This window comes from Aquabacter spiritensis (assembly GCF_004346185.1).
GTDB lineage: Bacteria > Pseudomonadota > Alphaproteobacteria > Rhizobiales > Xanthobacteraceae > Aquabacter > Aquabacter spiritensis.
Map to the genome: position 1 here is coordinate 37,323 of NZ_SMAI01000014.1, position 22,345 is coordinate 59,667.

Below are 22,345 nucleotides of genomic sequence, written 5' to 3' on the forward strand. Positions count from 1 at the left end.
GCGCGCTCGAGCATCATGACCACATTCCTCCCCTCCGATCTGTTGCGCATCGTGGTGGCGCAGGTCGATTGCGTGCGCGGCGACGTCGCCGGCAATGCCGCCCAGGTCCGTGGGATCCGCGCGGAGGCGGCGCGTCAGGAGGCCGATCTCATCGTGTTTCCCGAACTCTTCCTGTCCGGGGCGCCGCTCGGCGATCTGGTGCTCGATCCGTCCCTGGAGGAGGCATGCCGCGCCGCCGCCATAGCCTTGGCCGCCGAGACGGCGACCGGGCCGGCACTGCTCGTGGGCACGCCCTGGCGCGACGGCGGCCGGCTGTTCAATGCCGTGCTGCTGCTTGCCGACGGCGGGATCTCGGCGGTCCGGTTCCAGGTGGAGGCCAATGGAGCGGCCGAGCCGTTCGCCGCCGGGCCGATGCCCGGCCCGGTGCCTTTCAAAGGGATCCGGCTCGGATTGCCGGTGGGGGCGGATATCGTCACCGGCGACGTGTGCGAATGCCTTGCCGAGACGGGCGCGGAAATTCTCGTCGTCGCCGCAGCCGAGCCCTATCATCGCGCGGTGCATGATGCGCGGATTTCCGCGGTGGTCGCGCGCGTGGTCGAGACCGGCTTGCCGCTGCTGTTGGTCAACCAGGTGGGTGGCGAGGACGGGCGAGTCTGCGACGGCGGATCGCTGGCGCTCAATGGCGACCGCACCCTCGCCATGCAGCTCCCGAATTTCCAGGAGCGGGTGCGCATGACGCTCTGGCAGCGTTTCGAGACCGGCTGGCGCTGCATGGAGGCGCCGGTCGCCGAACGCAGCGAGCGGGAGGAGGCGGATTACGGCGCCTGCGTGCTCGGCCTGCGCGACATGGTGCGCAAGACCGGACGATCCGGGGCGGTGGTCGGCCTGTCGGACAGCCTCGGGAGCGTGCTGACCGCAATTCTCGCGGTCGATGCGCTCGGAGCGGAGCATGTCCAGTGCCTGGTTTTCCCGACCGCGGCCGCGGCGGAACCGGCTGTCCAAGAGGTCGCGCGGCGGCTCGGCCTGCATTGCCTTTCGCTTCCGCTCGCCCCCGCTCTGGATGCCATGGAGGGGCTTCTTGCCCCCGCGCTGGGCGAGACGCCCCAGAGCGACACGGCGCTCGGCGGCCGGCTGCGCGGACTTCTTTCCGGCGCGGTGGCTGATGCGTCCGGTGCCCTGGCGCTCGCCGCCTGCAACCGCACCGATCTTGCTCTCGGCCGCGCGGCTTCCGAATCGGCCGGCGACTTCGCCCCGATCCGCGACCTGTTCGCAACCGAGGTCGTGACGCTCGTCCGTCTGCGCAATCGCTGGAAGCCGCCGGCTGCGAAAGGACCGGACGGCGAAATCGTTCCTGCAGCGTTGCTGGTGCGTTCTTCCGGCGACGATCCGCCGCCTTCGGCGGAGAGCGATGCGATTCTCGCCGGGCTCGCCGCCGGTGCCGGGATCTCAGCCATGCAGGCCCAGGGCTTCGACGGCGCCGACGTGGAGCGGATCGCCCGGCAGGTGGCGCAGGCCGGGCGGTCCCGCCGTCGGGCGCCGCCGGGGGTGGGGCTCGCGCGTCGGCCCGGCGCAGCCGGCTCTTTTCCTTTCACTTCCCGTTTTCAGGATGAAGGCTGACAGGCTCATGGACCAGACGAGCGCCCGCCGGATCGATCCGAACAGCGATGCGGCGATTGCCGGCAGCGTCACCCCGTTCCCGATCGAGGACATCGCCGCCCGGCTCGGCATTCCGGCAAACGGAATCTTCCGCTACGGCCCCTACAAGGCGAAGCTCGCGCACGATTATGTGCGCACGCTGGAAGAGCGAGCGCCCGGCAAGCTGATCCTGGTCACCGCCATCAGCCCGACGCCGGCCGGGGAGGGCAAGACGACGACCACGATCGGCCTCGGCGACGCGCTGGCGCGGATCGGCAAAAAGGCGGCGATCTGCCTGCGCGAGCCCTCGCTCGGGCCGGTCTTCGGCGCCAAAGGCGGGGCAACCGGCGGCGGCCGGGCGCAGATCGTCCCGATGCAGGACATCAATCTGCACTTCACCGGCGACCTCCACGCCATCTCCGCCGCGCACAATCTCCTGTCCGCCTTGATCGACAACCACCTTTATTGGGGCAATGCGCTCGATCTCGACACCCGGCGCATCTCCTGGCGCCGGGTGGTCGATCTCAACGACCGCGCGCTGCGACAGGTGGTGGTGGGGCTCGGCGGAGCCGCCAACGGCTTTCCGCGCGAGGACGGGTTCGACATCACGGTGGCGAGCGAAGTGATGGCGATCTTCTGCCTCGCGAAAAATCTCGAGGAGTTCGAAGCCCGCCTCTCGCGCATGGTGATCGGCCAGACGCGCGGCAAGCGCATGGTCGAGGCCGGTGCCCTCAAGGGGGTCGGGGCCATGCTGGCGCTGTTGCGCGACGCGTTCCAGCCGAACCTCGTCCAGACCATGGAGCACACCCCAGCCTTCGTGCATGGTGGGCCTTTCGCCAATATCGCCCATGGCTGCAATTCGGTGATCGCCACCCGATCGGCGCTGGCTTTGGCCGACTATGTCGTCACCGAAGCGGGGTTCGGCGCGGATCTCGGGGCGGAGAAATTCCTCGACATCAAATGCCGGCAGGCCGGCCTGACGCCGGCCGCCGCCGTGGTGGTGGCGACCGTGCGGGCGCTGAAGATGCATGGTGGCGTCGCGGTCAAGCAGCTCGGCACGCCCGACGTCGCGGCGGTGCGGAGCGGCGTCGCCAATCTCGCGCGCCATGTGGAAAATCTCCAGAAGTTCGGCCTGCCCGTCGTGGTGGCGCTGAACCGCTTCCTGTCGGACACGCCGGAAGAGATCGAGGGCGTTCGCGACGCCCTCGCCCCGCTCGGTGTGTCGGTCCATGTCTGCAGCCATTGGGCGGAGGGCGGCGCGGGCGCCGAGGCTCTTGCGCAGGAGGTGATCGCGCTCGCCGACCGGCCGAGCGCCTTCCATACGCTCTATCCCGACGCCCTCCCGCTGCGGGAGAAGATCGAGACCATCGCGCGCGAGATTTACCGCGCGGGAGAGGTGAGCTTCACCGCCGCGGCCGGGGCGCGCCTCGCCGAGATGGAGGCCGCCGGCTTCGGCCGCCTGCCGGTTTGCATGGCGAAGACGCAATATTCCTTCTCCGCCGATCCGGCTTTGCGTGGTGCGCCGAGCGGTCATGTCCTTCCGGTGCGCGAGGTGCGGCTATCGGCCGGTGCCGGCTTCGTCGTGGCGTTGACCGGAGACGTCATGACCATGCCGGGCCTGCCCTCGGTGCCGGCCGCCGAGGGCATCTTCGTCGATGCCGCGGGGGTCATCGGCGGGTTGTCCTGAGCCGCCGGCGGGTCTGAAACGAAAGCGGCCCCGGCGCGCCGGGCGCCGGGGCCGCTTTCAGGCCGGTTGCGAGATCGATCCGCCACCGGGTCGGACCTCGCCTTGCACTCAGCCGCGCACCAGCTCGACCGGGCCGTGATCGTCGCAATGGTCTCCATGCGGGTGATGCAGGTGGCCGTCGACGAGATAGTCGATGTGGTCGCCGTGCGGCACCGCCTCATGGCCGCAGCCGGGACCATGCACATGCCCCGTCTCGTGGCCGCCGCAATCGTGCTGGGGCGTGCAGCGGTCGGGATTCGTGGCACTCACGTCGAGAGCGTGTTCGTCGACATGGTCGCCATGCGGGTGATGCAGGTGCCCATCATGCAGATAGTCCACATGATCGCCGTGGCGGATGGCGGTATGGCCGCAGGCCGGGCCGTGGGCATGGGGGTGGTCGGGATGGACCTTGCAGTCGCCGGACATGATCGAACTCCTTCAGTGGTCTTCGCAGGCATGATCCACGGCGCTTGCCACAAGGGCCATCACGTGGTCGTCCGCGAGGTGGTAGAAAACCTGCTTGCCTCTGCGCATCCGGCCAACCAATCGGGCGCCGTAAAGCACCTTCAAGCGGGCGGATACGGTGGTCAATTTCTCCCCCAGCGCGTCGGTCAGGTCGGAGACCGACATCTCCCCCGGTCCGAGGCGAAGCAGGATTTTGAGCCGCGCAGGGTCGGCGAGGGCGGCGAACATCCCCGCCGCTTCCTCCAATTCCTCTTGCGTCACCGCCTGTCGCATGGCTTCAACTCACTTTTATAATCTATAAATCCATGGAATATTAGAGTCAAGCTTCTGCGCAAGCCCTTTGTCCCCCGACTGTCCGCGTCGGCCGCGGTGCGCTTTTCATGACCGCCGGTTTGACGGCTATAACGATGGCTTGGCCGCGCGCGATTGCGGATCAGGATTATTTTGAGCGAAATGACCGGCATATTTGCGGGCGGGATTTTTGGAGATGTTTTATGGGCGGGGCGGATCCCGAACGGCCGATTTTCGCGGGCGCAGCTCTACGGGCCGGATGCGACCCGCAGTGCGCGAGGTCGGCGGTCGCCACCCTCGGAGTCCGATCCGCGCTGCGTCGCGTGGCGCTTGCGCTGATCCTTCTGCTCGTCGTCACGGCCACCGCAGCGGCTGCGCCCCTGAGTCTGTCGGCACGCGACGAGATCGCGCCCACTTCAGGTCATCTCTCGGTTCTGCACGACCCGAGCGGGCGTATGACGCGCGACGAGGTGATGGCTCGCAGCGAAGCGTTCGAGCCAATTCCCGGCACCTTCAATGCCGGGACGGCGCAAAAGGGAGCCTGGTGGCTGCGGCTCACCGTCGAGCCCGAGGCGGGCAGCGGCGGCCTATGGCTGATGCAGATGTCGGCGCCCTATACCGATTATATCGACGTCTACGCTTCTGACGATGCGGAAGGCGGGCAGGGGCCGGTCGCCGCCAAGCGCACGGGAAGCCTGGTGCCGCTCGGCGAGCGCGAAATCTTCTCGCACCTGTTCGTCGTGCGCCTCGACCTGCGGGAGGGTCAAAGGCAGGACATCTATATCCGCATGGCCGGCAGCCGGTCCCTCTCGGCCGCACCAGTGCTGTGGCGCGTATCGCCCTTTCTCAGCGAAGTGACGTTCAATCTCTTCACCGTCGCTTATATCGTGGGGGCGGCGAGCATCATGGCGCTGGGCGCTGTAATCTTCGGCGTGTGGCTAAGGTCGGCCGCCTTTGCATGGTACGGGGCATATCTGGGATGCGCCGCCCTGGTCATTCTTGGAAATACCGGCTTTGCCACCCTGCTTTTTCACCCGCTATCGCCGGTCGTCGTGGTGCGGATGCAGGGCATCTGGGGGTGCTGCGCCGTCGCTGCGGCCGCCTTCGTGGTGCGCGCCATCTTCTGCGCCGACGGGCATCATCCGCTCTTGCGGCGGGGCATCACCGCGCTCGGGCTCCTCTCTGCTGGCTATATGGTGGCATCCGCCTTCGGCCTCTACGGCGCGATCGCCCCGTATCTTCACATCAACCTGTTCCTTTTGTGCCTGACGCTGCCTTGGCTCGCGGCGATGCGCGTGCGCCGTGGAGAACCCGCATCCTGGTGGTATTTCGTCGGATTCTCGGTCTATGCCCTCTCGGGCATCTGGCTCACCCTCATGGTTCTAGGCGTGCTGCCGGCAAGTCCCGCCGGGACGAGCGGCTATCAGATTGCGAGCATCTTTACGATGGTGGCCGTCCTGGTGGGTCTTGCAACCTCGGTGCGCGCCGGCGCGCGGGAGCGGCGCGACCTTCAGGTGGAAGTGCTGCGCGCCTCCCAACGCAAGGAGCGGGAACTGGAGGAGGCGGTGGCGCAGCGGACGCATGCCCTAGAAGGGGAGGTTGAGGCGCGCCGCACCGCAGAGGGGGCGCTGATCGTCGCTCTGCGCGAACAGCGCCATTTCCTCACCATGGTCAGTCACGAATTCCGCACGCCGCTGGCGGCGATCCAGGTGGCGATCGCCAGCCTGGAGCCGAGGGTCGCGGACATGGATGCCGCCGTCCGCCGCGAGGCGCGCCGAATTGCGCGCGCCGCGCGGCGCATGTCGCACCTCATCGACGCCTTCTTGACGGAGGAGGTGCTCGACCGCAGGGTCATGCACCTGCGCCGCGCGCGCACGGATGTCGCGGCCCTCGTCATGGAGATCTGTCAGGACATGGCGCACCAGACCGGGCGCGATATTCTGGCGGAGACGCACCTCGCGGATGCCGACCGCGCGATCCTCGAGGCGGACGCCGATCTGCTGCGCGCGGCGGTGGAGAATCTCGTCGGAAATGCCGTCAAATACGGTGGCGGGCCGATCCGGGCGCGCCTTGCACAGGTGGGGGAGGGGCTTTCGCTCGCCGTCACGGATTCTGGACCCGCAATCCCGGAGACGGAGCAGCCGTTTCTCTTCGACCGTTATTTTCGCGGGGCGGGTGCGAATTCTCAAAGCGGCCTCGGCATCGGCCTTAATATCGTTCAGAGGATCGCTGCCGCGCACGGCGGCTCGGTGCGGGTGGAAACCGTGCACGGGGCCGGAAATACGTTTACGATCTGGCTACCTTACGCCAGGGAAGACATCATTGATCAGCCAGGCGCGGGGGCATAGCCTAATCGGCCGGCGGACTATCGGATATTGAGCATGTCAATTCGTGTCTTACTTGTAGAGGACGATGCGGATTTTCGCGTCGGTTTGGAAGGCTTCCTCTCCGGCGTCGGACACAGCGTCCGTTCGGTCGCCGATGCAGAGCACCTTGAACACGAGTTGGAAGCGCATCCCCCGCACATCCTCGTGCTTGACCTGAATCTGCCCGGACCCGACGGCTTCTCGGTTGCGCACGCACTGCGTGAGCGGACATCGATCGGCGTCGTCGTGCTGACGGGCCGCACGGCACGCGAGGATCGCGTCCGCGGCCTGGAACTCGGCGTCGATCACTATTTTACGAAGCCGTTCGATCCGGCCGAACTCGATTTGGTGATCCGCAACCTGCACCGGCGCCTGACGCAGGCCGCCATGCCCGCGCCCGTCGACTCTGCCCGGCTCGGAAAGTGGGCTCTCGACGGCGCCCAATGGGTTCTGGTGAGCCCCGAGGGCACGCGCGTCCGGCTTTCCAGCACCGAATACCAGCTCGTTTCGCGCCTGGCGGCACGGCAGGGGCGGCCGGTGGCCCGCGCCGACCTGATCCAGCGGAACGACGCCCGCGACCCGCTCGTCGCCGAGCGGGGTCTCGACGTGCTGGTGTTCCGCCTGCGCAAACGGGTGGAGGCGGAGTGCGGGTGCAAGCTCCCGGTCATGTCCGTGCGCGGGCTCGGATACGTCTTCGACGCCCCCATCGAGATCCTGCCGGCCTGAGCCGGGGACCCCTCCGCGATGCATGTGGGACGCGCCAGCGGCACCCGTCGCCCGGGGTTCACCGGCTCAGATAGTCGAACGCGGACAATGCGTGGCACTTGACGATATGGATGAATTCCTCGACGGGCACATGTTCGTCGACACTCCCCATGCCGCGCGGCGCCGGCCCGTACACGATTGCCGGGAGGCCCTTGTAGCGCCAGAGGCGCGCGTCCGTCGCGCCGAGGCTGATGATCGGTGCCGGATCGACGCCGGAAAGCCGCTTCGCATTCTGGCGCACATAATCGACCATCTCGGCGTCCGGTGAGGTCCAGGCCGGCTCCTCGGACAGGATCACGCGGTACGTCACGCCCGGGTGGCGGGCGGTAATCTCGTCGATGCGCGGGAGAATGTCCTTCGCGGTGAGGCCATTGGGCACGCGGATGTCGACCTGCACCCGGCACTCGGCCGCCACCATGTTGACTTTGATGCCGCCTGCGACGAGGCCGGGATTGACCGTGACCTTGCGAATGATGCTCGCGGCGCCGGCGCCATATTCGCCATCGATGACCGTGGCGGCCGAACTGATGGCGGATTCGAGGTTGCCGAGATCAGGCACCACGGTGTCCTTGAGTTTGGACAGTTCGGCGATGAGCTCGCTCGCGATGACCGTCGCGCTCGCGCTCATATGCGTATAGGCGCCGTGCGCGCCCGGCGTGCGAATGAGGAATTCGAGCCAGAGCGGCCCCTTCTCGCCGAAGCGCACGGTGCTGACGCCGCTCGGTTCGCCGTTCAGGCAGCAATCGCCGAAGACTTCGGGGCGGTGCTCGGCCAGATAGCGCGCCCCCCAGGGCCCGAAGGTCTCCTCGTCGGACACCACGACGAGCGTGAGGCGCCCTTTGAGTTGCGCGCGGATGCGATGCAGGTAGGCATAAGCGAAGATGGAGGCGGTGGTGCCGCATTTCATATCGGCGGACCCGCGGCCATAGATCTTGCCGTCGACGAGGGCGCCGCCCCAGGGGTCCTGGCTCCAAGTGCTCTCGTCTTCGACGGGAAACACGTCGATATGCCCATTGAGCGCCAGATGGCGCCCGGCGGCGCCGCCCTCGAACGAGGAGACAATGTTGGGCATCACCGCATTGGGCGCGATGATCTCATAGGGGAGATCATGGGCATCGAGGAAAGCGCGGACATGCTGTGAGGCCTCGATCGTATCGCCGGGGGGATTCGGGCTGCGGCACCGGATGAAGTCCTGGGCGAACTTGATGAGGACGTCGCGGTCCGCCTCGACCCAGGCTTCGATCTCTTGCTTTGTAACAGTCATGGCCGGTCTCCAAAATTATGCGTTCGCGTGGGGGGAGGGCCGCATGTTCCTGTTCGATGCGGTGCCGTTTGGAAGAAACGAGGCCCGAGCCATCAGTAGCCGGCGCCGGGATCAACGAGGTCCAGAGGTCTCAAACCCGCCATTGCAAGCCGGATGTTTTCGGTGATCCGATCAAGGGCAGTGTCCGGGTTCGTGGCGCTGGAATTGTGCGGCGTCACCGTGATCCTCGGATGGATCCAGAAAGGGTGGTCGGCCGGAAGCGGCTCCTGTCGGAAGACGTCCAGCACGGCGTGCCGCAGCCGCCCGCCGTCGAGCGCGGCGATGAGATCGGCATCCTCGACCAGCGCACCGCGGGCGACATTGATCAATGTCGCGCCGTCCTGCACGTCCTCGAGAAACCGCGCATCCACGAGGCCGCAGGTCTGCGCCGTCAAGGGCAGCAGAAGCACGAGAACATCGCATTGACGGCGAAACGCCGAGAGTCCGCCTGGTCCGGCATACGTCTCGAACCGCAATCCCTCTTTGCGCGACCTGCTCCAGCCGATCACTTTGAAACCGACACCCGAAAGGGCGGATGCGCAGGACAACCCGAGTTGGCCGAGGCCGAGAATGCCGACGCAGCACCGCTCGGGCGGCGCGGGGGGGATGAAATCCCACCGCCGGTCTTTTTGCGCCCGCGCGGACATATCCAGCCGGCGGTGCAGGGCGAGCGTATGAAGAAGCACATATTCGGTCATGCGGGCCGTGAGCCCGGGATCCACGAGGCGGGCGATCGGCACCCCCTTGGGCAGCCGGGTGTCCGCAAGGACATGGTCCACCCCGGCCCCGAGCACCTGGATCAGCCGCAGGTTCGAAAGCGGTTCGAGCATTCCGGGTGGATGTTTCCAGACGATGGCGGCGACCACATCCTCGGGCGGGATTCCATCCAGGGTCCTGCGGACCTCGAAGTCCGGCAAGGCGCGCCCAATCGCATCCGGCCAGCGGGGGTCGCTGGATTCGCTATGAAAAAGGATCGTCCGAGGCCGGGATGCGGTCATGTTCGTCGCCATTTCAGGCAGGGTGGATTCTGGTCCCCCGGCTCTCGCGGGCTTGGGGGAAGGCGAAAAGCGGCCCCCGCGAATCTCTTCAAGTCACCCCGCACGCTTCAGCAATGCCGCACGGACGCCCCGCTGCGAGAGGCAGGACATCTCACGCAGCTTGGGTCTCGATTTCCTGCACGTACCGGACGGCCACGGGACTTACGTTGTTCCGCCCGAGGAAACTCCCCCGCTGGGAACATTTCACCACGTAATTCGCGGCGGGGCGTCGCTCCGCCTCGTAGTCATGAAGGGCCTGATCGATATCCTTTGTCTTGGCGCAGGCATCCCGCAGCGCCAGGGCGTCGATAAAGGTCTGACTGGCCCCCTGGGCCATGTCCGGCATCATCGGGTGGGCGGCATCCCCGAGCAGCGTGACGCGGCCGTGGGTCCATTTGTAAGGCACGCCATCCACGTCGAAGAGCGGGCTTTCGACGATCGTGTCGCGCGGCGTGATGCGCAGGGTTCGCGGGATATGCGTGTTCGTCCAGGTGCTGAAGAACGCGATGAAATCATCGAGGGATTTCGCACCGGAGACCGAGCCGAACCAATAGGCCTTGCCGTTTCCGATCGGGATCACGGACAGCCATCCGCCCGACGTGTAGAAGCCGGTCTGCGCGGCGGGATCGACATCGACGTCTTTGAGATCGATGACGGCGCGCCACCGAAAGGCGTGGTGGTCATTGGGACGAAAATTCACGCCGCCGATCAGCTTCTCGCGGATGACGGAGTAGATGCCGTCGGCACCGATGATGACATCGCCCTCGTAGCTCGCGCCATTCGTGAAATGGCAGACGGCCTTGTCACCTTTGTCTTCTATGGACTGAACCTCATGGCCGAATTTGATCTTATCCCGACCGAAGGCGTCGGCGAGCATGGTGCTCAAGGCAAGTCGATACACGCCGACCGAAGGAGCGCCGTACGTCTCCGGCCAGTTGCTGGTGTCGTTATTGAAAAGCGGCGTTCCATCAGAGCTATATCCGAGATAGCGGTCCAGCTTCACGGAAATGGCGTCGTATTGGGCGCGCAGACCGAGCCCGTATAATGCCCGCCCGGCATTGGGCCAAAGATTGAGGCCCGCGCCTGTCGCCCTCAGGGTCGGTGATTTCTCGAACACCTCGACATCGAAACCAAGGGATGCCAACCCGATGGCGGCAGAGAGCCCGCCAAGTCCGCCGCCGCAAATCCCAACCCGCATGTTGATCTTCCTTCGTTAGACTGCCGCCCGCGCCGCCGCCAGCCGAGAACCGCATGATCAGTTGCCGCATTCCCCGCCCGCTTCGGGCCGTGCATCCGCCTCTCCACAAGAGGGGAGCGGCATGGGAAACCTTTAAGGATGGCAGGAGCTAAGGCCGCCGGCTCCAGGCATCGGCCACCGCATCGTGATAGGGGATCTTCTCTCTGGCGGGACTATATTTGCCGCTCGCGGTCATCTGTTTGACATGCGCCGCAATGTCCTCGAGCGTGGCAAACCACACGCCGCCCTTTTCCAGCATGTATTGAATCATCCTCTCCATGTAGACGGCCCGGGAGAGCCGGCCCATGACGAAGGGGTGCCAGACCGCGATCCATAGACCGCCATATTGCCAGGCGGCCTCGAACTCGGCCATGAAGACATCCATCGCCCGCTGTGGGGAGTTCACCTGCATGGCATAGTTCAGATCAGAATTGATCGTGAATTGCGGCCAGTCATCCAGGCCCCAATGGGTCGGAAGCTCGATCAGGCTGCCCTTGTCGCCTTCGATGATGTACGGGACGTCGTCGCCCATCAGGGAGGAATCGTAGACGAAACCTTCGCGTGCGAGATAATTCAAGGTGTTCTTGGAGAAGCGGTAGCTCGGCGCGCGGAACCCGCGGGGGCGCATGCCGGTGACCGTCTCCAGCGCCTCCAGGCTGCGCATGAACCAATAGTCTTCCGTCTCGGCCGACAATGTATCGAGCCGCTCATGAAGATACCCATGGGCGCCGATCTCGTGGCCGCCATCCATCATCTGTTTGATGGTGTCGGGATAGCGTTCGGCGGTCCAGCCGGGCACGAAGAATGTCTGCGTCAGGCCATATTTCTTGTAGATCTTGAGAATTCGTGGGACGCCGACAAGATCATAGCGCAGCAGAGACGCCGTACCGATCAGGGTGTCCGCCGTGTGCCGGTGGGCATAGTGCAGAAGACAGTCCGTATCCATGTCGAAAGTAATGGCCACCGCGCATTTTGCGCCGTTGGGCCACGGGATGGGGTTTTCGATCATGGTCCTTCTCCATTGCCGGCTGAGACGTTTTTGAGTGTCCGCGGCCGGTCACGGGCCTTGCGCCCGACCGCAGAGGGCCGCACCACGGTTTGCGGGAGCGGTGGCCGCGCAATGCCTGTCCTGTCATGCGCGGCCGGTGCTCCGGGGCCGGCGGACCGTGATCGAGACATCCGGTCCGCAGGGCTCACTTCTTCTCTGGCGCCGGGGTTTCCGTGACGGTGCCGAAGGCGATCAGGTTGGGCCGGTCATAGAAACGGCCCGTCATGCCATAAGCATTGGCCATGCGCTCCCAGCGGCCCGTCAGCAGCATGAAGTCGATGGCGGTGTTCATGAAGTTGAGCAGGTCCTGGTTGCCGCGCTTCACGCTCCAGGCAATCGGCAGAAGATTATAGGGGTTGTCCTGAAAGAGATCGGTCACCCCCTGCTGCTGGGACGCATAGCGCCGCGCCTGCCAGGCGTCCTCGATGCCGACATCGGCGCGGCCCGCCGAGACCTCCACGAACGGCGCGGTGAGATTCCCGGTGCCGAGCGCGACCATCGTGGCATTCGGAAAGTTCTCCTTGACGTATTCCTGCGCCGCGCCACCTTGCACGACGGCGATCTTGAGCCCGGCTTTGTTGAAGTCGGCGAGCGCCTTGAAGCGCTCGTCGCCCTTTTTCACGATGGCGCTATAGCCGAGATAGTGGATGGGTTTGGTGAACTCGACGGCCGCGGCGCGCTGGATCGTGGCGAATGTGCCGGCCATCGAGAGATCGAACTGGCCAGACTGCAATCCGGCAGCAAAGTTCGCCCAAGTGGTTTCGACGAAGACCGGTTCCACGCCGATCGTCTTGAAGATGTAGCGCACGCCGTCGACGTAATAGCCTTTTACTTCGCCCGATGCGGGATCCTTGATGGTGCCGGGCGGCGAGGGGATATAGCCGATCTTGATCTGACGATCCTTCAGAACGCGGTCCATGACCTGCGCGTTCGCCGGTGCCACGGCGGCGGATGCGACGAATGCAGCCAGCACACCTCCGAGGAGAACGGTACGGCGTAAGATTTTCTTCATGGCGGGGTCCTTTCGTTTGGCTCTCAAAGCGGTCAGCGCAGGACGCGTTGCAGGAACTCCGCCGTGCGCGGATGGGACGGGTTCGTGAAGATCCTCTCGGGCGTGTCGATTTCGACGCGATTTCCGTCGTCCATCATCATCACGCGGTCGGCGACCTCCCGCGCGAAGCCCATCTCGTGGGTGACCACGGCCATGGTCATGCCGTCGGCGGCCAGCGACCGCATGACGTCCAGGACCTCGCCGACGAGTTCCGGATCAAGGGCCGAAGTCGGTTCGTCGAACAGCATCAACTCGGGATTCATGGCGAGGGCGCGCGCGATCGCCGCCCTCTGCTGTTGTCCGCCCGACAGGGTCTCCGGATAGTCATCGACCTTCGCCGCGAGGCCGACCCGATCGAGCAGGACCTTGGCCTGCGCGATCACCTCCGCGCGGTCGCGCCTCTGGACGACGGTGGGTCCCTCGATGACGTTTTCCAGCACGCTCATGTGCGGGAACAGATTGAAATTCTGGAACACCATGCCCATGCGGGTCCGGATCGCGGCGATGCGGGAGGCCTTGTCCTTGACCAGGCTGCCATTGGCCGCCTTGCGATAGCCGACCAGTTCGGTGCCGAACCAGATCTCGCCGTGGTCGTACTCCTCCAGAAAATTCATGCAGCGGAGAAACGTGCTCTTGCCCGAGCCGCTGGGGCCGATAATGGCGAGCACCTCGCCTTTGGTGATGTCGAGGTCGATGCCCTTTAAGACGTGATGGGTCCCGAAGGATTTCTGCACGTTGCGTGCCTTGATCAGGATCTCCGTCATTGGCGCAGCTGCCAGCGCTGTTCGAGCCGCTGCGACGCGTAGATGATGGGGTAGATGATGACCGCGAAGGCGAGGGCCAGGACGGTGTAGACCTCCAGCGGCCGATAGGTATTGTTGATGAGGTTGTTGGCCTCATGGAGCAACTCGTAGACGGCGAGGGCCGAACCCAGCGTCGTCAGCTTGATCAGCGAGGCAAACTCATTGATGAAGGGCGGGATCATGCGCCGCACGGCCTGCGGCAGGATGATCCGGCGCATGGCTTTGCTGTAGCTCATGCCGATCGCGCGCGCCGCGTCCCACTGTCCCTTGCTGATGGAGTTCACGCCGGCCCGGAAGATCTCGGCGAAATAGGCGGCCGCATGGAGGCCGAGGCCGATGGAGACGGACGTCGTGTTGCTCAATTGCAGGCCGGTGAGGATCGGCAGCGAATAATAGATCCAGACAAGCTGCACGAGCGCCGGCGTCGACCGGAAAAGTTCGATGAACGTCGCGGCCGGAGCGCGCAGGAGGAAGAACTCGCTGCGACGCATGAGGCCGAGCGCCAGGCCGAGCGTCAGCCCGATCAAAGTCGCCCAGAACGTAATTTGCGCGGTCATGATCGCGCCCCGCACGAAGACCGCGCGATAGTCCCAGACGATCTGGAAGTGCCACGTATAATCCATAAGCTGCAGACCACCTGTCCTTGCTACTGCGCTGCGCCCTGAGTGCTGCATGCTGCATGCAGGATTATGGTCGCAAGAGGCGTGCCATGTAAGCGAAGGCGGGTCCTGCCCGGCATTTCTCGGCGGCGCCGCCGCCCGGCCGGAGCCAAATCCCGCAATACGGTGCCGGCTTGCACAATCTCCTTGCATCGCATGCCGCAGAGTTAATCAGGCGCCGGTTTGAGGTGGGCGCGCAGGTGCAGTTCCCAAGGAGAGGGCGATCTGGGTGCTGCTTGACGCGCGCGCGGCGCCGCACCTATGGTCCGGCTGCATGCAGAATGCAGAATGCGTTGCGCACTCGTGGAAGAGCCGTGAGTCCCTGCTTGAGGAGCCAATGCCCATCTGCGTCAAGCGCCCCGCCCTCTGCCCTCTCAAGCCCCGGGGCCCCGGCCCACACATCTGCTCCCGCTGCGGGCCCGCGGAAATGTCGGGCGCGGGCAGCGGGCCGTCCTCGCCGCAGGCAGGGGCGTGCCTGGGCAAGTTGCGCGCCCGCGGGCTTCGCGTATGTGTCCAAAGCAGATGACCAATTCGTAAGGGACCGGGAATGCGCACCACGGCTTCAAAACATCGAAGCGCCGGGCAACCGAGCGACGTCTCCGCCGTGTCCCAACCAGATCGCTCGTCGAACGCGGCTCCCGCTTCGGCTCTGAAGCCCGCCACCGTCATGCGGGCCGCGCGAGTCGCAGACCAAGTGTATCGACATCTCCGTCGGGCGATTATTTCCGGCGAGATCGAGTCCGGCATGCGCCTGCGGGAAGTCGAGATCGCCGAGGCGTTGAACGTCAGCCGAACGCCTGTGCGGGAAGCCATATCGCGCCTCATCGGCGATCGCCTGGTTCGCGAGCATGAGACGATCGGCGTCGAAGTCGTGGATATGGCCCGCGATATGGTGGATATCCATCATATCCGCGAATCCCTGGAGCTTTGCGCCGCGCGCTTGGCCGCCGAGCGCATTACCGAAGCGCAGATCGAAGTCCTTCAGGATCTCGTCAGACAGGGAGAGAAGGCTTCGGCCGCGGATCGCGTGCACATCAATCATCAGTTTCACCTGACGATTGTCCAGGCGTCGAGCGCGCCGCGTCTGATCGACATGCTGAAAAGCTTCAATGAATACTTTCTGCACCCGAGATGGATCACCCGGACGCAAAAGAAGCAGGTCGATCAGGCCCTGAAGGATCATCAGCAGATCGTCGACGCCTTGCGCGCCCACGCGCCCGACCGGACGGAGCGGATCCTGCGCCGCCACCTGAAGCTCGGCCTCATGCAGCTGATGGACAGTCCCGACTGAATGTTCCGCATATATCGGTCGTGTCGCGAGGACTGATATTTCCACTCCTGTTGGGGCGCATCCCATGTCTAAGATTTTTGCGCGCGATCTGGACGAGGCAGGTGCTTACAAGCTCTTGACCGGCGTCGTCGTACCCCGTCCCATTGCCTGGATTTCAACCCGATCGAGGGCGGGGATTTCCAATCTGGCGCCGTTCAGCTGTTTCACTTTCGTGTCCTCGGACCCTCCGATGATCGGCGTCAATTGCGGATTGAGAGACGGGTCCCGCAAGGACACGGCGCGCAACATCGCCGAGACCGGGGAGTTCGTCGTAAACATCGTCGATGACGGGTTTCTCGAGAAGGTTCACGTGTCCGCGGCGGATTATTCGGCCGACGTGAGCGAGCTGGAGGTGCTGAACCTGGACTGCGCGCCGTCCGACAGCCTCGCCGTGCCGCGCATCCTGTCCTGCCCGATCAATCTGGAATGCACGCTGGACCGCATCATCCCATTTGGGCGCGCCGGGTCGGAATTCTTCGTCGGCGAGGTCAAACTGTTTCACATCAGGGATGGCCTGCTTGCGGATGGCAAGGTGGATTCGGAGCTTCTGCGGCCCCTCGGGCGGCTCGCCGGGCCGGTCTATGGCAAGCTGGGAGAGGTGATCCGCATGAAATAGGCCCGTTTAGGGCCCTTTTACCGGCTCGGTGGCGCGAGGGCGGCCGCAGCTTCGGCCGGCCATCTCGGACGAGAACATGACCGTCTCCGTGACGGGACAGGACGCGTCCCGGACCGCCAGCGATGCCAAGCACCCGGCCGTTCGGGCCGAGGAGTCACCTATTCTCGCCCAGGTTCATCTCCCACTGTGCACGGCGGGAGAGCGTGATGAAAAAATATTATAAATCAATGATTTGTAAAGATCACGCAACGCCGCTGCGGATCTCTCAAAACCGGTAGGTCGCTCCCAGAATGGGTCCTTGCATGAGAACATCGTAGAGGAAGTCGCCGTTTTGGTAGTCTACCGACAGGGCGCGATAGCCGGCACGCAGCGCCAGATTTTCGTTCCACTGATAGTTCACGGTGCCGATGACCTGCCAGGTGAGGCGTGCGCCGAGGTCGAAGCCGCCCACGTCGCCCAGAAGGACCACGCTCCAGGGGCCGCCGAGCCGGGCCGAAACCCGCCCCGCCAAGATCGGATCGAGCCAGCTCTGAGACACGTCGTGCGCAATACCGGCGGGCGCCAGGCCCGGCCCGATGGTCAGGCGGTTGTCCAGGTTCCAAAACCTCAGGCCGGCGCCGGCATCGATGTCGAAGGTCTCCGATGCGTAGAGGCGATAGAGCACGTCGCCCTGGACCGTGAGGCTGCGCGATCGCACCGAGACGTCCGCGGCGAAGGGGCCGGGCATGGTCGTGCCGGGAGACACCTGGGTGAACATCACGTCGCCGATCACACTCCACCGGCCGGCGCGCATCTCCACGGCCCCCATCAGGCCGCCATCGAAATTCTTCAGCACGTCGCCGAACGACAGGTCCACATTGGCCGCCGGCAGTGGTGGCAGGGTGGAGGTCGTGCCGCTCAGTCCGCTCGCCCACAGATAGAAGGTGCCGAAAAAGACCGGCGCGTCCCTGTCACTCCTCCCTGCGGGGGCAAACTGCGTGGCAGGAGGATCAAGATCGGCCGCCGTCGCGCAGGTGGCCAGGACCGCAGCGCAGGCTGCACCGGCCCAGATAACGCGCAGTGTCGCGGCAAGGTGGTGTGCGTCCGCACGGATGCGAGCTGCGATCGGCATCAATCGTCCCCCAGGCCCATCTCGTAGAGCGCGGCGCCGGGGGTGGCGAGCGGCGCGGAGAGGGTCGCCTTCAACGCTGCGGAATAGAAGAGCGGCGGCGCCATGGTGCGGGCGAGGCCGATGACCTTGTCCTGAAGCGCCTGCACCTTGGCGGGATGCTGCGCCGAGAGGTCGGTCTTCTCCGAAGGATCGGCGTCCAGGTCGAACAGCTCCACCTTGGGCGGCAGCACCACGTGCCAGACAAGTTTCCATTTCCCGTCGCGGACCGCACCTTGGGTGGGCTCCACATTGTAGACCACCTCGCCGCGGCCAATTTGGCCGGCGGAGAGTGCAGGCCACACATCCTGGCCATCGAGGGGCTTGGAGCGGGCGAGGTCGGCGCCGGCGAGCTTGGCCAGCGTGGGCAACATGTCCACTACGTGCATCACGCCGTCTGATTGGCCCGGCGCGATGCGTCCGGGCCAATTGGCGAGGGCCACCACGCGGATGCCGCCTTCATAGAGGGAGCCCTTGCCGTCGCGGTAAGGCGTATTGCTGGCTGGCAGGTCGCCTGCGACCGCGCCTTCGCCCACGAACATCTTGTTGCGCGTTCCGCCATTGTCGGAATGGAAGACGATCAGCGTGTCGCGGCGCATGCCGCGCGCCTCCAGCGCCTGCACCACGTTGCCGATCTGATGGTCCATGGCGGTGATCATCGCCGCATATGCGCGCCGGGACGGGTCGGCGATGTGGCCGTAGAGGTCGAGATAGCTCTGCGGCGCCTGAAACGGCGTGTGGGGCGCCGTGAAGGCGAGGTAGAGGAACAGCGGCGTCTTCGGATCGTGGGCGCCAACGAGCCGCGCCGCTTCGGCACCGAACAGGTCGGTGTCGTAGCCCTCCTCCTTCACCAGTTCGTTGTCGCGATACCAGTCGGGGACGCCATGGGCTTCGTGCTTGAAGTGGTCGATCTCGCCCACCAGCGGACCATAGAAGCTGTCGAACCCGCGCTGCCGAGGCCAGTATGTCCTGTCCGCATGACCGAGGTGCCATTTGCCCACCAGGGCGGTGCGGTAGCCCACCTCCTTCAGCGCCTGCGGCAGCAGGAACTCGTCGGTGGCGAGGCCATAGCTGGCACCGGAGGGAATGACGCCCACCTGCAGTCCGTAGCGCAGCGGGTAGCGCCCGGTCATGAGCGCGGCGCGGGTCGGAGTGCACAGGGGCTGCGTGTAGAATTGCGCGAGCCGCGCCCCGCCCGCCGCGAGCCTGTCGAGATGCGGGGTCTTGATATCCGAACCGTGAAAGCCGACATCGGCGAATCCGAGGTCGTCCGCGAGGATGTAGAGAATGTGCGGGCGCGGTGCGTCCGCCGCCCGCGCTCCGGGGGCGAGCAGAGACAAGCCGGCCACCGCGGCCAGGAAGCCGGCCCCGCCAGCGAGGACATCGCGCCGGCGTGGAAAAGCCGGGTCTGCGATGGTGTCATGTGCGTCGGTCATGGAGGGTCCTCGTCAGGGGCAGACACGGCGGACACATCGGAATCCGATATGCACAGAGCCCGTGTCGATGGTCTGCGGCTGGCGGGCGGCGGGGCGGTAGCGCCGGCAAGAGTTGGGCGCGCACAGATGCGAGCCGCCCTTCAACACCTTGCGCGGCAGGGGACGGCCTGGCCCGTCTGGGTCGAGGCTCTCCTCCGGGCTACCCGCACGGGGAGCGCGGGGCAGGCAGCATGGTTTGGCTGAGGGTGCCGCGTGGCGGGGCCGGAACCAGTCGTCCGTCCATTCCCACACGTTGCCGATCATGTCGAAGAGACCGTAGCCATTCGGCGGGAAGGCGTCGACCGGCGATGTGCCCTTATAGCCGTCGAGGGCCAGGTTCTCTTGCGGAAAACGACCCTGCCACGTATTGGCCAGATGCACGCCCCCCGGCGCCAATTCGTTGCCCCAGGCAAACGCTGCGCCCTTTAGGCCGCCGCGCGCGGCAAATTCCCATTCCGCCTCGGTGGGGAGCGCCTTGCCACGCCAGCGCGCATAGGCGGCGGCATCGGCGTGGCAGACATGGACCACAGGGTGGTCGTCCAGCCCCTCGAGATCGCTGTCCGGCCCCTGCGGGTGGCGCCAGCTGGCACCGGTCACGAACTGCCACCAGCGTGTCCAGTCCTGCGGATCGCCCGGCCCTCCGGAGGGGGCGAACACAAGGGAGCCGGCCACCAGAAGGCGTGGATCGGCGTTGGGATAGTCCGCCGCGTTTGGGATCTGCTCGGCCAGCGTGACGTGGCCGGTCGCCGCGACGAACGCGGCAAAATCTCGGTTGGTGACGGGCGTGCGGTCGATGAAGAAACCGTCCACGCGGACCGCATGAGCAGGGGCCTCTTCAGGGTAGTGCGCGTCCGAGCCCATGAGAAAATGCCCGCCGGCAAGCCACACCATGTCGTCGGCCCGGCCAGGTTCCGTCACCATAGAAAGGGACGTGACGAGATTCCCCAGCCCGCGCATCGCGTCTACTTTCGTCTCCTGACCTCTGGCCAATTCGGCAGCCTCGAACCACGGGCCCCGGCCACCGCCAAGGGTCTCGGTTTAGCCGGAGGCCTAAGGGACCCTCAATTGCCATTTGGCGCCAAACGAGCAGCGGCCCGTGCGCAGCGCGGCTCAACGGGCCTCGGTCAATTCGCCGTGAATGGCAACGCGGAAGGCGCGGGGCGTGCGGCCTTCCCACCGCCGAAATGCGCGGATGAAGTGTGACGGATGCCCATAGCCAAGGGTCCGGGCGACCGAGCCGATGGACAGTGTGTCCCCGGTAAGGTGAAGCCGAGCCTGGGCATGGCGCCACGTATCCACTTCCCTCTCGAAAGACGTGTCGAGCCCGGACAGGCGCCGCTGCAGGGTCCGCGGCGACACGCCCAGGCTGCGGGCCGTATCGACGAGGGAGAGCGCCCCGCTCATGGCGGCGCTCGCGACCAGGCGATGGATCATGGCAAGCAGGGCGGCATCGTCGCGCCATATCCCCTGGTCAAGCCCAGCCGCGGCGGACCGCGGGCCGGGGTCGAAAGGCGTCGCGGCGTCGAACAGAAGGCTGGGCCGATCGAGCCACGCCGCGTCGAAGGTCAGGGCGATCCCGTCGCCCGAACCGAAGGTCACGCGCGCGCCGAGCTTGTCTTCGTAGACGCGCGCAGGCCCTTGACGACGATGGGGAAAGTGGACGCCCGCCTGCTCCGATCCGATTCCTGCGATCCGCGTGACGGCTCGGAGCATGAAGGCTGCGATACCCTCGTTGAGCACGCGGGCGTGCTCGCGATCGCTGTCCGAGAAGCTGTGGCGCCACGAGGCCGTTCCGTTGCGTTCCTCCAGCCGGAGCGCGACGCCGCCCTGCAGGTCGGGCATCTGCCTCGAGAGTGCGACAAGGCATTCGCGCAGCGTGCGTCCCGAGAAGAGCGCCCATCCGGCGGCGCCCAGCTGACGCGGGTTGGCCGCTGCCGCGAGATCCAGGCCGACGGTGGGCTCCCCGCTGCGCCGCGCGAATTGCCGCAAAAGACTGCATAGCTGGCCCCGAGCCACGACATCGGCGCCGACAAACCGCTCGTCGGTGGCCAGTCCTGCTTGGGCCAGAAGGGGCACGAGCGCGACGCCCCGCTCTTCGGCGACGCCGGGCAGCATGTGCAACAGCGAGAGGCGAACCGGGTTGCCGTCCCACATCGAACTGTCGCTACCGCTTGTCCGGAAGCAAGGCAGCCTGCCATCCGGTAGGTTGAAGTCTACCCGGCATATCAGGGCTGTGTGGTGAGGCGGTCAAGCTGGACGAGAAGACGCCGCCCTTGCTCGGTCTGCACACTGAGGTGGCCCTCAAGCCCCGCGATCAGGCCTTTATGGGCCGGGATCAGATTGGACAAGCGCCGCGCCCGAATGTCCGTTTCAGGCGAAGCGCCAAAGGCGGAAACTGGTCCGACACCTCCTATCAAAGCGTCATCCATTGCCCAATCCCAACGTTGATCGATCACGACGGCCGGCTTGTCGCCCGCCTGCCGGGCGCCGGCCTGGAGATAGCAATAGGCGAGCGTGGTGCCGGACAGGTCACCGACGAAATGGCCATCCTTAAGGGTCATCATCACCCTGTCGCCGTTTTTGACTCGGTTCAGATGAAGGGTTCGGACGTGACCGCGCCGCCGGAGCATTCCGACCTCGACGGTCGAGGCGTCTTTACGGCGATCGCGCTTTATTGGGCAGCCGATGCCCGGTATGGGGTGAGTCCCGGGCATCTCGTGAAGGCGAGAGCAGTAGAATCTTCGCCTGCGATCGTGTCGGCGTCACACCGGCAGGTGCAGGTCGCCCGGCACATCCGGCCGGAACTCGCCGGCACGGGTACGCTGGTGCAATTCAGCCACCGACATGCCGGCCTTGCGGGCCGCAATCATCTTGGGCGGGTCGCACTCCTCGCCGATCGGGTTGCGCACGAATTCCGGCGAGGTCCGGGTCCATTCGCTGGACAGGTTCCAGTTTCCGAAATTGTCGCACTGCAGCTCGACGCTGTTACCGTCGGGATCTTCGTAGTAAAATGAAGTTGTCAATCCATGGTCGAGGCAGGCATGGGGCAGGATCCCGGCCTCTGCCAGACGCGTGTAGTTCGCCAGCAGCGCATCGAGGGTCGTGAACTCGAACGCCATGTGGTGCAATCCGGCATGGTGGAGCTTGTCGGGGTCGTTGCGGATCGCCGGCGTGTGCAGCAGTGCGATCCGATGGTTCGCGGCATCGTTGGTCGTCCACGCGCCGCCGTCGAACTTAAAATTCGGCACGCAGCCGACGACATCCTTGTACCAAGCCAGCATCTCCTCCAGCCGCGTCGTCTTCATCGTGACATGATGCAGAATTGGCCGTTCCTGGATTTCCTTCACGTTCTTCATCATTTCCTCCCCGTGGTCAGATTTGACTTACGTAA

General features: G+C 65.4%; 21 protein-coding genes. 6 read left to right on the plus strand and 15 right to left on the minus strand.

Going from position 1 to position 22,345, the window contains the following annotated elements:
- Positions 1–15 precede the first annotated feature (15 nt).
- Both EDC64_RS18865 and EDC64_RS18870 read left to right on the plus strand, forming a co-directional pair.
- Positions 16–1,617 (plus strand): nitrilase-related carbon-nitrogen hydrolase, encoded by a 1,602-nt coding sequence (locus EDC64_RS18865; protein ID WP_165933817.1) that lies wholly within the window; start codon positions 16–18, stop codon positions 1,615–1,617.
- A gap of 7 nt (positions 1,618–1,624) precedes the next feature.
- On the plus strand, positions 1,625–3,322 hold the full coding sequence (locus EDC64_RS18870; RefSeq protein ID WP_132034271.1) for a formate--tetrahydrofolate ligase: 1,698 nt from the start codon (positions 1,625–1,627) through the stop codon (positions 3,320–3,322).
- A 108-nt stretch (positions 3,323–3,430) separates the two neighbouring features.
- On the opposite strand, the gene EDC64_RS23870 is transcribed toward EDC64_RS18870, so the two are convergent.
- Complete coding sequence (locus EDC64_RS23870) at positions 3,431–3,787, minus strand: hypothetical protein (RefSeq protein ID WP_245504781.1); 357 nt, start codon at positions 3,785–3,787, stop codon at positions 3,431–3,433.
- A 12-nt stretch (positions 3,788–3,799) separates the two neighbouring features.
- Positions 3,800–4,099, minus strand: a complete 300-nt coding sequence (locus EDC64_RS23875; protein WP_245504782.1) for an ArsR/SmtB family transcription factor — start codon at positions 4,097–4,099, stop codon at positions 3,800–3,802.
- Positions 4,100–4,440: 341 nt separating this feature from the next.
- Here EDC64_RS23875 and EDC64_RS18880 point away from each other — a divergent pair, with 341 nt between their 5' ends.
- Both EDC64_RS18880 and EDC64_RS18885 read left to right on the plus strand, forming a co-directional pair.
- Complete coding sequence (locus tag EDC64_RS18880) at positions 4,441–6,465, plus strand: sensor histidine kinase (RefSeq protein ID WP_165933818.1); 2,025 nt, start codon at positions 4,441–4,443, stop codon at positions 6,463–6,465.
- A 33-nt stretch (positions 6,466–6,498) separates the two neighbouring features.
- Positions 6,499–7,209 (plus strand): response regulator transcription factor, encoded by a 711-nt coding sequence (locus EDC64_RS18885; protein ID WP_132034275.1) that lies wholly within the window; start codon positions 6,499–6,501, stop codon positions 7,207–7,209.
- 58 nt (positions 7,210–7,267) lie between these two features.
- Here the strand turns inward: EDC64_RS18885 and EDC64_RS18890 are convergent, their stop codons facing one another.
- The 7 genes from EDC64_RS18890 to EDC64_RS18920 form a co-directional block, all read right to left on the minus strand.
- On the minus strand, positions 7,268–8,512 hold the full coding sequence (locus EDC64_RS18890) for a M20/M25/M40 family metallo-hydrolase (RefSeq protein ID WP_132034277.1): 1,245 nt from the start codon (positions 8,510–8,512) through the stop codon (positions 7,268–7,270).
- A 92-nt stretch (positions 8,513–8,604) separates the two neighbouring features.
- Positions 8,605–9,381 carry an NAD(P)-dependent oxidoreductase gene (locus EDC64_RS18895; protein ID WP_165933819.1) on the minus strand — a complete coding sequence of 259 codons (777 nt, stop codon included), beginning with the start codon at positions 9,379–9,381 and terminating at the stop codon, positions 8,605–8,607.
- A 319-nt stretch (positions 9,382–9,700) separates the two neighbouring features.
- Positions 9,701–10,786, minus strand: coding sequence for an FAD-dependent monooxygenase (locus EDC64_RS18900; RefSeq protein ID WP_132034281.1), 1,086 nt, complete (start codon positions 10,784–10,786; stop codon positions 9,701–9,703).
- A 148-nt stretch (positions 10,787–10,934) separates the two neighbouring features.
- Positions 10,935–11,834, minus strand: coding sequence for a polysaccharide deacetylase family protein (locus EDC64_RS18905; protein WP_132034283.1), 900 nt, complete (start codon positions 11,832–11,834; stop codon positions 10,935–10,937).
- A 184-nt stretch (positions 11,835–12,018) separates the two neighbouring features.
- Positions 12,019–12,885 carry a substrate-binding periplasmic protein gene (locus tag EDC64_RS18910; RefSeq protein ID WP_132034285.1) on the minus strand — a complete coding sequence of 289 codons (867 nt, stop codon included), beginning with the start codon at positions 12,883–12,885 and terminating at the stop codon, positions 12,019–12,021.
- 32 nt (positions 12,886–12,917) lie between these two features.
- The gene (locus tag EDC64_RS18915) at positions 12,918–13,688 is read right to left on the minus strand and encodes an amino acid ABC transporter ATP-binding protein (RefSeq protein WP_132034287.1); all 771 of its coding nucleotides are present in this window, start codon (positions 13,686–13,688) and stop codon (positions 12,918–12,920) included.
- Positions 13,685–14,350, minus strand: coding sequence for an amino acid ABC transporter permease (locus tag EDC64_RS18920; protein WP_165933820.1), 666 nt, complete (start codon positions 14,348–14,350; stop codon positions 13,685–13,687). Before EDC64_RS18920 ends, EDC64_RS18915 begins: the two co-directional genes overlap by 4 nt.
- Positions 14,351–14,933: 583 nt before the next feature.
- On the opposite strand from EDC64_RS18920, the gene EDC64_RS18925 reads away from it, so the two are divergent.
- Together EDC64_RS18925 and EDC64_RS18930 are read left to right on the plus strand one after the other, a co-directional pair.
- Entirely contained in the window at positions 14,934–15,677 is a 744-nt protein-coding gene (locus EDC64_RS18925; protein ID WP_132034291.1) for a GntR family transcriptional regulator, read from the plus strand.
- 64 nt (positions 15,678–15,741) lie between these two features.
- Complete coding sequence (locus tag EDC64_RS18930; protein ID WP_132034293.1) at positions 15,742–16,332, plus strand: flavin reductase family protein; 591 nt, start codon at positions 15,742–15,744, stop codon at positions 16,330–16,332.
- 265 nt (positions 16,333–16,597) lie between these two features.
- Here the strand turns inward: EDC64_RS18930 and EDC64_RS18935 are convergent, their stop codons facing one another.
- The 6 genes from EDC64_RS18935 to EDC64_RS18960 form a co-directional block, all read right to left on the minus strand.
- On the minus strand, positions 16,598–17,443 hold the full coding sequence (locus EDC64_RS18935; RefSeq protein WP_207916133.1) for a porin family protein: 846 nt from the start codon (positions 17,441–17,443) through the stop codon (positions 16,598–16,600).
- Complete coding sequence (locus EDC64_RS18940) at positions 17,443–18,915, minus strand: arylsulfatase B (RefSeq protein ID WP_132034295.1); 1,473 nt, start codon at positions 18,913–18,915, stop codon at positions 17,443–17,445. The genes EDC64_RS18935 and EDC64_RS18940 overlap by 1 nt, the downstream gene beginning before the upstream one ends.
- 12 nt (positions 18,916–18,927) lie before the next feature.
- Positions 18,928–19,911, minus strand: a complete 984-nt coding sequence (locus EDC64_RS18945) for a formylglycine-generating enzyme family protein (protein ID WP_420808969.1) — start codon at positions 19,909–19,911, stop codon at positions 18,928–18,930.
- 153 nt (positions 19,912–20,064) lie between these two features.
- Positions 20,065–21,108 (minus strand): AraC family transcriptional regulator, encoded by a 1,044-nt coding sequence (locus tag EDC64_RS18950; protein ID WP_132034299.1) that lies wholly within the window; start codon positions 21,106–21,108, stop codon positions 20,065–20,067.
- Positions 21,109–21,179: 71 nt separating this feature from the next.
- The gene (locus EDC64_RS18955; RefSeq protein WP_132034301.1) at positions 21,180–21,518 is read right to left on the minus strand and encodes a hypothetical protein; all 339 of its coding nucleotides are present in this window, start codon (positions 21,516–21,518) and stop codon (positions 21,180–21,182) included.
- A gap of 198 nt (positions 21,519–21,716) precedes the next feature.
- Complete coding sequence (locus tag EDC64_RS18960) at positions 21,717–22,310, minus strand: VOC family protein (protein ID WP_207916134.1); 594 nt, start codon at positions 22,308–22,310, stop codon at positions 21,717–21,719.
- Positions 22,311–22,345: the final 35 nt, after the last annotated feature.